The organism is Streptomyces sindenensis (assembly GCF_014649035.1).
GTDB classification, from domain to species: domain Bacteria; phylum Actinomycetota; class Actinomycetes; order Streptomycetales; family Streptomycetaceae; genus Streptomyces; species Streptomyces sindenensis.
Window position 1 is genome coordinate 1 of record NZ_BMSG01000079.1, and the last position, 1,328, is coordinate 1,328.

Here is a 1,328-nt window from a genome sequence, read left to right on the forward strand (position 1 = left end):
CTCTGGGTATGGCTGTCACGGGTTAGACCGCTCGACGGCTCAAAGGACTTGGCCGCCCGGAGCCCCGCGACGACTCGACCGCCAATTGGGAGACGCGACTCGATCGCTGCTGTAGGACAACGTCGGCGAAGTCGTCTGCGGGTGTGATGTGACGGCGAGCTGGCGGAGGTGACCGTGCCCGAGATCTGGGCCGGAGTGGACATCGGCAAGGAACATCACCACTGCGTGGTGATCAACGCGGACGGTGAACGGCTGCTGTCCCGTCGCGTCCTGAACGACGAGACCGAGCTGCTCCACCTCATCGGCGACGTCTTGGAGATATCCACCGACGTGCTGTGGGCCGTCGACCTCAACCACGGCGGTGCCGCCCTGCTGATCGGCCTGCTCCTGAGCCACGACCAGCCCATGGCCTACCTCACCGGCCTGGCGGTCCACCGGGCTTCGGCCACCTACAAGGGCGAGGGCAAGACGGACGCCAAGGACGCCTTCGTCATTGCCGACCAAGCCCGCGTCCGCCGGGACATCGGCCTGCTGCGGCCCGGCGACGAGATTGCCGTCGACCTGCGGACCCTGACCACTCGCCGCCTGGACGTGGTCTTCGACCGGACCCGGCAGATCAACCGCCTGCGGGCCCAACTGCTGGAGATCTTCCCCGCGCTGGAGCGGTCGCTGGACCTGGTCAACAAGGGCCCGGTCATGCTGCTGACCGGATACCAGAACCCGGCCGCGATCCGCCGCGCAGGCGTCAAGCGGATCGAGACCTGGCTGAAGAACCGCAAGGTCCGCGGCGCCGCCGCGCTCGCGAAGACGGCGGTGGAGGCTGCCCAGGCCCAGATGACCGCACTGCCCGGCGAGAAGCTGGCCGCCGCCATGGTGGTCCGCCTCGCGAAGGGGGTGATGGCCCTCGATGAGGAGATCGCCGAGCTCGACGCCCTGATCGAGGCCAAGTTTCGCGAGCACCCTCATGCCGAGGTGATCCGCAGCCTGCCCGGCATGGGTCCCAAGCTCGGCGCCGAGTTCATCGCCGCAACCGGCGGTGACATGGAGGCCTTCGGCAGTGCCGACCGCCTGGCCGGCTTCGCCGGCCTGGCCCCCAGGCCCCGGGACTCGGGCCGCGTCAGCGGCAACCTGCGCAGGCCGAGGCGGTACCACCGGGGGCTGTTGCGGTCGATGTACCTGTCGGCGATGGTCAGCATCACGACGTGTCCGGCATCGAAGGCGTACTACCAACGGAAGCGAAGCGAGGGGAAGAGCCACAAGCAGGCGCTGCTGGCCCTCGCCCGCCGACGCCTCAACGTTCTGTGGGCGATGATCCGTGACGGACAGTG

The 1,328-nt window shown here is 68.7% G+C and carries 1 protein-coding gene; it reads left to right on the forward strand.

Going from position 1 to position 1,328, the window contains the following annotated elements:
• Positions 1-174: 174 nt before the first annotated feature.
• Positions 175-1,328, forward strand: a 1,154-nt coding sequence (locus IE145_RS33095) for an IS110 family RNA-guided transposase (RefSeq protein WP_444545686.1), incomplete at its 3' end; no start/stop codon positions are given.